Source organism: Streptomyces sp. NPDC047000, from assembly GCF_040644295.1.
GTDB lineage: Bacteria > Actinomycetota > Actinomycetes > Streptomycetales > Streptomycetaceae > Streptomyces.
The window spans coordinates 242,467-249,754 of record NZ_JBEYWE010000011.1 but is presented as its reverse complement, the minus strand read 5'-3'; the positions used below and the strand labels follow the sequence as shown (position 1 = coordinate 249,754).

General features: G+C 70.9%; 8 protein-coding genes and 1 pseudogene. 6 read left to right on the top strand and 3 right to left on the bottom strand.

Features of this window, described 5'->3' with window-relative positions; genetic code table 11:
• Positions 1 to 86 precede the first annotated feature (86 nt).
• Positions 87 to 242, bottom strand: a complete 156-nt coding sequence (locus ABZ862_RS20000) for a hypothetical protein (RefSeq protein ID WP_360959809.1) — start codon at positions 240 to 242, stop codon at positions 87 to 89.
• A gap of 314 nt (positions 243 to 556) precedes the next feature.
• Positions 557 to 1,246, bottom strand: coding sequence for a phosphate signaling complex protein PhoU (gene phoU, locus ABZ862_RS19995; RefSeq protein ID WP_360959807.1), 690 nt, complete (start codon positions 1,244 to 1,246; stop codon positions 557 to 559).
• Between the two features lie 221 nt (positions 1,247 to 1,467).
• On the opposite strand from phoU, the gene ABZ862_RS19990 reads away from it, so the two are divergent.
• The 3 genes and pseudogenes from ABZ862_RS19990 to ABZ862_RS19980 all read left to right on the top strand — a co-directional run.
• Positions 1,468 to 2,754, top strand: coding sequence for an ATP-binding protein (locus ABZ862_RS19990; RefSeq protein WP_360959805.1), 1,287 nt, complete (start codon positions 1,468 to 1,470; stop codon positions 2,752 to 2,754).
• A complete protein-coding gene (locus tag ABZ862_RS19985; protein WP_010358452.1) occupies positions 2,751 to 3,431 on the top strand; it encodes a response regulator transcription factor in 681 nt (226 codons plus the stop codon). The genes ABZ862_RS19990 and ABZ862_RS19985 overlap by 4 nt, the downstream gene beginning before the upstream one ends.
• A gap of 102 nt (positions 3,432 to 3,533) precedes the next feature.
• A pseudogene (locus tag ABZ862_RS19980) lies at positions 3,534 to 3,653 on the top strand (helix-turn-helix domain-containing protein); the annotation flags it as partial.
• A 102-nt stretch (positions 3,654 to 3,755) separates the two neighbouring features.
• Here the strand turns inward: ABZ862_RS19980 and ABZ862_RS19975 are convergent.
• The gene (locus tag ABZ862_RS19975; RefSeq protein WP_360959803.1) at positions 3,756 to 4,403 is read right to left on the bottom strand and encodes a copper chaperone PCu(A)C; all 648 of its coding nucleotides are present in this window, start codon (positions 4,401 to 4,403) and stop codon (positions 3,756 to 3,758) included.
• A 735-nt stretch (positions 4,404 to 5,138) separates the two neighbouring features.
• Between ABZ862_RS19975 and ABZ862_RS19970 the strand changes: the two genes are divergently transcribed.
• The 3 genes from ABZ862_RS19970 (at position 5,139) to ispF (ending at position 7,280) form a co-directional block, all read left to right on the top strand.
• Positions 5,139 to 5,621, top strand: coding sequence for a CarD family transcriptional regulator (locus ABZ862_RS19970; protein WP_003953493.1), 483 nt, complete (start codon positions 5,139 to 5,141; stop codon positions 5,619 to 5,621).
• A 347-nt stretch (positions 5,622 to 5,968) separates the two neighbouring features.
• A complete protein-coding gene (gene ispD / locus ABZ862_RS19965) occupies positions 5,969 to 6,778 on the top strand; it encodes a 2-C-methyl-D-erythritol 4-phosphate cytidylyltransferase (protein WP_360959801.1) in 810 nt (269 codons plus the stop codon).
• Positions 6,768 to 7,280, top strand: coding sequence for a 2-C-methyl-D-erythritol 2,4-cyclodiphosphate synthase (gene ispF / locus ABZ862_RS19960; protein ID WP_360959799.1), 513 nt, complete (start codon positions 6,768 to 6,770; stop codon positions 7,278 to 7,280). The genes ispD and ispF overlap by 11 nt, the downstream gene beginning before the upstream one ends.
• The last annotated feature ends 8 nt before the right edge of the window (positions 7,281 to 7,288 follow it).

The window sequence follows — 7,288 nt, the reverse complement described above, 5'->3', positions numbered from 1 at the left end:
GGGGGGGGGCTGGGGGGGGGGTCTGGGGGTGGGGGTTGAGGTCGGCCGACCTCTCCCACAGCCCTTCGGGGGTGCGGGGCGGCGGGTCAGCCGCACTGGCAGGCGCCGCCCGACTGGCAGCCACAGGTGCAGCCCGAGCCGCAGCCGCAGGCGCCGAAGAGCGGCAGGCTCCTGATCTCGGCGGGCTGTTCGGTGGGGGACTGCCGGGTGGGGTCCTGCGGGGGTGCGGGGGTCTCGGCCATGGGTCCTCCTGAAGGTGGCGATGCGCGGGATGCCCTCACTCATTGCATGCCCGTCGGCGGCAGCGCATCAACGGCGCACGGAGGCTTGCGTGCGCCGCGGATGGCTTCCTCGCGCCGTGCTCTCGCCCCGCGGTTCGGATACCGCCGGTCCCGGTGCCGCGCAACCCCTGAGGTGAGCAGCCTTTGAGACGGGCGGTCTTCGGGACGGGCAGCCTTGAGACGGGCGGCCCCGCGGCCCCGGAGGTGGGGCCGGGCGGGGCCGGGCCTCGGCCGGAAGGCCCTCCGCGGGCAGGCTTCCCGTCGGAAGCCCCCGGTCAGGCGCCTTCCGTGTCCGTCGCCGACTGGATCTCCGACTGGATGTCGTCGGCGTGCTCGCCCGTCACCAGGAACACCACACGCTTCGCCACCGCCACCGCGTGGTCGGCGAAACGCTCGTAGTACCGGCCCAGCAGGGTCACGTCCACGGCCGTCTCGATACCGTGCTTCCAGCGGTCGTCGATCAGGTGCTGGAAGAGAGTGCGGTGCAGCAGGTCCATCGCGTCGTCGTCCTGCTCCAGCTGGAGGGCCAGGTCGACGTCCTTCGTGATGATGCACTCCGCGGCCTTCGCCATCAGGCGCTGGGCGAGCTGGCCCATCTCCAGGATCGTCGCGTGCAGGTCCTGCGGAACCGCGCGCTCCGGGAAACGCAGCCGCGCCAGCTTCGCCACATGCTGGGCGAGGTCTCCCGAACGCTCCAGGTCGGCCGACATCCGCAGCGACGTCACCACGATCCGCAGGTCGGTCGCGACCGGCTGCTGGCGGGCGAGCAGCGTTATGGCCCGTGCCTCCAGGTCGTGGTGGAGTTCGTCGACCTTCTTGTCCGCCTCGATCACGCTCTCGGCCAGCTTGAGATCGGAGTCGAGGATCGCCGTGGTGGCGCGCCCGATCGCCGACCCGACGAGCCGGGCCATGTCGACCAGGCCGTCGCCGATCGAGTCAAGTTCCTCGTGGTACGCGTCCCGCATCAGGGGTCCCTCTCTTACTCTGCCAGGGGGTTCCGGGCCCATAAGCCTGTCGTGAAACCGGCGGTGCGAACCCCACGCTCCCACGTTCCGGGCCGTACGCGTCCGTTTCCGCCACCACAAATGAACCAATACTGGCTCCAAGGTGAACTCTGGGCGACGAGTGTTGCAGCTCGCACCCCGACGGCTGTGGTCACGAGGTGTCCCATGCCTAACCTGTTTGCATGGACGTGAACGCGGCGGTCGCCGCAGCGGCAGCGATCGCCGGGGTGCTCACCGGTGTCATCGCCATGCTGGCGTTCCGCTGGAGCGAGCGCGACCAGAAACGCCCCACCAGAACCTCCCTGCACACCGACCCCGTGCTCCCGCCCGGCGTGGACACCGTGCTGTCCGTGCTGCGCAGCTCGGCCGTCGTCCTCGACGAGGCCGACGCCGTCGTCAAGGCCAGCTCCGCCGCGTACGCCCTCGGGCTGGTACGGGGCGGGAAACTCGCCGTCGACCCCATGTTGCAGATGGCCCGCGACACCCGCCGCGACGGGGAGATACGCCAGGTCGAACTCGACCTCCCCCGACGCGGCACCGGCCGGGGCGAGGCCCTCGCCGTCTCCGCGCGCGTCGCACCGCTCGGCTCCCGGCTGATCCTCCTCCTCGTCGAGGATCTCACCGAGGCCCGCCGTATCGAAGCCGTACGGCGCGACTTCGTCGCGAACGTCAGCCATGAACTGAAGACTCCCGTCGGAGCGCTCTCCCTGCTCTCCGAGGCCGTCATGGACGCCTCCGACGAGCCCGAGGCCGTGCAGCGCTTCGCCGGGCGCATGCAGATCGAGGCCACCCGGCTCACCAACCTCGTGCAGGAACTCATCGACCTCTCCCGGGTCCAGAACGACGACCCCCTCGAGGACGCCGAGCCCGTCCGTGTCGACGAACTCGTCGCCGAGGCCGTCGACCGCTGCCGCCACGCCGCCGGCACCAAACAGATCACCATGGCCGCCGGCGGCACCGCCGACCTGCACGTCTACGGCAACCGCGGCCAGCTCGCCGCCGCGCTCGGCAACCTCGTCGAGAACGCCGTCAACTATTCGCCCGCCCGCACCCGCGTCGGGATAGCCGCCCGCCGCGTGCCCGCCTCCGGCGGCGACCTCATCGAGGTCTCCGTCACCGACCAGGGCATCGGCATCTCCGACAAGGACAAGGAGCGTATCTTCGAGCGCTTCTACCGGGTCGACCCCGCCCGCTCCCGGGCCACCGGAGGCACCGGTCTCGGGCTGGCGATCGTCAAGCACGTGGCCGCCTCGCACGGCGGGGAGGTCACGGTGTGGAGCTCCGAGGGACAGGGCTCCACGTTCACCCTGCGGCTGCCGGAGGCGGGCTCGGCCCGCGACCGCGCGCACCAGCACCCCGACCTCGATGACGAGGACGCCGGCGCGGGGCACCTGGCCCGAACCACCCTCACCCCATCCCCTGCCGCAACCGCGTACGAAACGCATCCCGCCCCGGAGGTCCTTCCGTGACCCGAGTGCTCGTCGTCGAGGACGAGGAGTCCTTCTCCGACGCTCTGTCGTACATGCTCCGCAAGGAGGGCTTCGAGGTCGCCGTGGCGGCCACCGGGCCCGACGGCCTCGACGAGTTCGAGCGCAACGGCGCCGACCTCGTCCTCCTCGACCTGATGCTGCCCGGGCTGCCCGGTACCGAGGTCTGCCGCCAGCTGCGCGGCCGCTCCAACGTGCCCGTCATCATGGTGACCGCCAAGGACAGCGAGATCGACAAGGTCGTCGGCCTGGAGATAGGAGCCGACGACTACGTCACCAAGCCGTTCTCCTCGCGGGAGCTGGTCGCCCGCATCCGCGCCGTGCTGCGCCGCCGCGGCGAGCCGGAGGAGGTCACCCCGGCCGCGCTGGAGGCGGGCCCGGTCCGGATGGACGTCGACCGGCACGTCGTCACCGTCTCCGGTTCCAAGGTCGACCTCCCGCTCAAGGAGTTCGACCTCCTGGAGATGCTGCTGCGCAACGCCGGCCGCGTGCTGACCCGTATGCAGCTCATCGACCGGGTCTGGGGCGCCGACTACGTCGGTGACACCAAGACCCTCGACGTCCACGTCAAGCGGCTGCGCGCCAAGATCGAGCCCGACCCGGGTGCGCCGCGGTACCTGGTGACGGTGCGGGGGCTCGGGTACAAGTTCGAGCCGTAGGCCGGTGGAGGTGGTCGGTCCGGTGGGCGGGGGCGCTGCGTCTGCCCGCTGGACGGAGTCCGGTGCAGCACTCCGATGTCCGCGCAGCGGTGTGAGGGGTGCGTCGGGGGGAGGTCCCTCGACGTCCACGTCAAGCGGCTGCGCGCCAAGATCGAGCCCGATCCGGGTGCGCCGCGGTACCTGGTGACGGTGCGGGGGCTCGGGTACAAGTTCGAGCCGTAGGCCGCAGGCCGCGTACACCGTGGTCCGTGGGCCGCTGGTGCGGACGGTGAGGAGGGTGGGACCCCGCGGGGTCCCACCCTCCTCACCGTCCGTCCGCGGTTCCTACTGCCCCGAGGCCGAGGCGGAGGCCGACGCGCTCCCGCTCGGCGAGCTCGACGCGCCCGCGGCGGGGGACGCCGAGCCGCTCGGGGACCCCGACGGGCTCGCGGCGGCCGAGGCGCTCGCGCTCGGCGTGGGAATGCTGCTCGGGCCCCACTTGGTGAAGTACGACTCCGCCGGTACGACGAACGCGCGCAGACTCACCGCACCCGTCTCGCTGAAGGTGAACGTGACCTTCTGGGCGTTGCCGTCCGCGACGTTCGCACCCGGCGACTTCAGTGCCGCGGACGCGTTGCCCGCGCCGCCGAGCACCAGGGAGCCGCCCGCGGGGACGGTCACGCTGCCCTTGCCGCCGGCGGCGGTGAGTTCGGCGGAGCCGTCGCCCTCGACGCTCACCGAGTCCAGGGTCTGGGCCTTGCTGCCGCTGTTGAAGAGGGTCGCGGAGATCACGGCGGGGCCGCTCGCGCCGCCGGCGGGCTGGGTGATGACGATCGCGTTCTGGATCTTGATGGCGCCGACACCGGTCGCCGCGTTGTCCGGCTTGATCTGCAGGATCTGGCTGTTGTTGCCGGAACCGCAGGCGGCGAGCGAGGCGACGGAGAACGCGATGACGGAGGCGGCGAGGGCGCCGCGTCGAAGGCTGCTGCTCACGGCGGCGGCAACTCCTTGATCGTCAAGGGGCGGCTCTTCCTGATAAAGCTGCCCTAAGTGTCTTGTCAGCGGCCTTAGGTTACCGAGCCGTTCCCGGGCGACCGCACCCGACCCTCCCTCAGCGCCCCGGTTCCCCCGGATCACCTCTCCGCGCGGTCGGCGGCCCCGCGCCGTCAGGGGTTCCGCGCCGTCACCGGTTCCACGCCGTCAGAGGCCGCACGCCGGTCACCGGCTCCGTGCCGACCCCTCCTGCCCCTCCGGTCTCTCCCACCTCTCCCGTCACCCGACGCACGCACTCGTCCGTCATTCACATAAGTCGCCGATGGATAGCGCGGTACCGGCGCGCACATTTTCTGTGTAAAGAATGCGAGGACGGCCCCGGAAATTGATCACCGGCCAGGTGAACGGCGCTGTTCGGGACGGTGTGATCAATTCCCGATTCGGCCGGTACCCGCCCCTCCCGGCACCGAACGGAGTAGCGGAAGTCGCATGTGTGGAACCAGACATATGTGGACGTACGTCCGCTCGGGCGAGCCTCCGGATGTGTGTAACGTACGCGTTTCACTTCCCCCGTGCAGGCGCTCCGACCTGCGAATACCTGCTTCCGTTCGCCCCGCGAAGCACGTTCCTGTTGCTGTTGTCAAGCCCCGAGATATGCCCTGACCTGCGAAAACGCCATTCAGAAGACGCCGTATCCGTGTTACCCTGGATAGCCACGGAAGGGGTACCTGTCACATGACGTTCAAGGTTGGCGACACCGTGGTCTATCCCCATCACGGGGCCGCGCTGATCGAGGCTATCGAAACTCGCCAGATCAAAGGCGTGGACAAGACCTACTTGGTGCTGAAGGTCGCCCAGGGTGACCTGACGGTACGTGTGCCAGCGGACAATGCGGAGTTCGTCGGCGTGCGTGATGTGGTCGGTCAGGACGGGCTGGACCGGGTCTTCGAGGTGCTGCGCGCTCCGTACGCCGAGGAGCCCACGAACTGGTCGCGTCGCTACAAGGCAAATCTGGAGAAGCTCGCGTCCGGCGATGTCATCAAGGTCGCGGAAGTCGTGCGTGACCTGTGGCGTCGTGAGCGTGAGCGCGGACTCTCCGCGGGAGAGAAGCGCATGCTCGCCAAGGCTCGCCAGATCCTGGTGAGCGAGCTCGCCCTCGCGGAGAACACGAACGAGGACAAGGCCGAGGCCCTGCTCGACGAGGTACTCGCGTCCTGACGCGGACAGCGGCAGCTCGGCAGTGACCCTGCTCCGCCCGACGCCCCGCTCAGCAACAGCTCAGTACACCGAAATGCCGCGGTGCCCGATGACATCACCGATGTCGCCGGGCGCTGCGGCATGTCCGTATCCCGATGCCGTACGCCGTTGGGGCGCTGCTGTGTCGGGGGAGGACCCCGATGCTCGATACTTGGCGTGCCGGGCCCGGGCGGTGACTGGCCGGCGTCACGGAAGGGTGCCGGTCAAGGTGTCGTGCCCGACACACCCCCCGGGTGCTGCGAGCAGCGCCAGGGGTACCTCCCAGGCCATACCCACGTAGGCCGAGCACACAAACCTGACAGGAACCGATGTCCGACGTATCGCGACCTTCGCCCGCGCCGCCCGCCGCCACTCCGTCCCCAGGACCCTCAGCCGCACCCTCCCAGCGGGACGCGCGAGCCGCCGTCGCCGCGGTGATCCCGGCCGCCGGGCGGGGCGTACGGCTCGGTCCCGGCGCACCCAAGGCACTGCGCTCGCTGGGCGGCACGCCCATGCTCGTGCACGCCGTCCGGGCGATGGCCGCGTCCCGTGCCGTGTCCCTCGTCGTGGTCGTCGCCCCGCCCGACGGCACGCCCGAGGTCAAGTCCCTCCTCGACGCCCACGTCCTGGCCGACCGCACCGACGTCGTCGTCGTTCCCGGCGGCGACACCCGCCAGGAGTCCGTGAAACGCGGCCTCGACGCCCTGCCGCCCGGCTACGGCATCGTCCTCGTCCACGACGCCGCCCGCCCCCTCGTCCCCGTGGACACCGTCGACACCGTGATCGACGCCGTACGCGACGGCGCCCCCGCCGTCGTCCCTGCCCTGCCGCTCGCCGACACCGTCAAGGAAGTCGAACCCGCCGGGGTCCCCGGCGAACCCGAACCGGTCGTCGCCACCCCCGAACGCGCCCGGCTGCGCGCCGTCCAGACCCCGCAGGGCTTCGACCGTACGACGCTGATCCGCGCCCACGAGACGGTCACCGACGACGTCACCGACGACGCCGGCATGGTCGAGCGCATCGGTGAACCCGTCGTCGTCGTGCCCGGACACGCCGAGGCGTTCAAGGTCACCCGGCCCCTCGACCTGGTCCTCGCCGAGGCGGTCCTCGCCCGCCGGAGGCTCAACGATGGCTTCTGACCAGGCGCCGCCCGACTTCCCGCTGCCCCAGGTCGGCATCGGCACCGACATCCACGCCTTCGAGGACGGCCGGGACCTGTGGTGCGCCGGGCTGAAGTGGGAGGGGGAGGGCACCGGTCTCGCCGGACACTCCGACGCCGACGTCGTCGCGCACGCCGCCTGCAACGCCCTCTTCTCCGCCGCCGGTCTCGGCGACCTCGGCCGGCACTTCGGCACCGGGCGGCCCGAGTGGGCCGGGGCGTCCGGGGTCACCCTGCTCACCGAGGCCGCGCGGATCGTGCGGGACGCCGGGTTCCGGATCGGGAACGTCGCCGTGCAGGTCGTAGGACCCCGTCCGAAGATCGGCAAGCGGCGCGACGAGGCGCAGAAGATCCTCTCCGACGCCGTCGGCGCTCCGGTCTCCGTCTCCGGCGCCACCACCGACGGCCTCGGTTTTCCCGGGCGGGACGAGGGGCTGATGGCGATCGCCACGGCGTTGGTGCTCCGCACCTCGGGTACCTGACCGCTCCG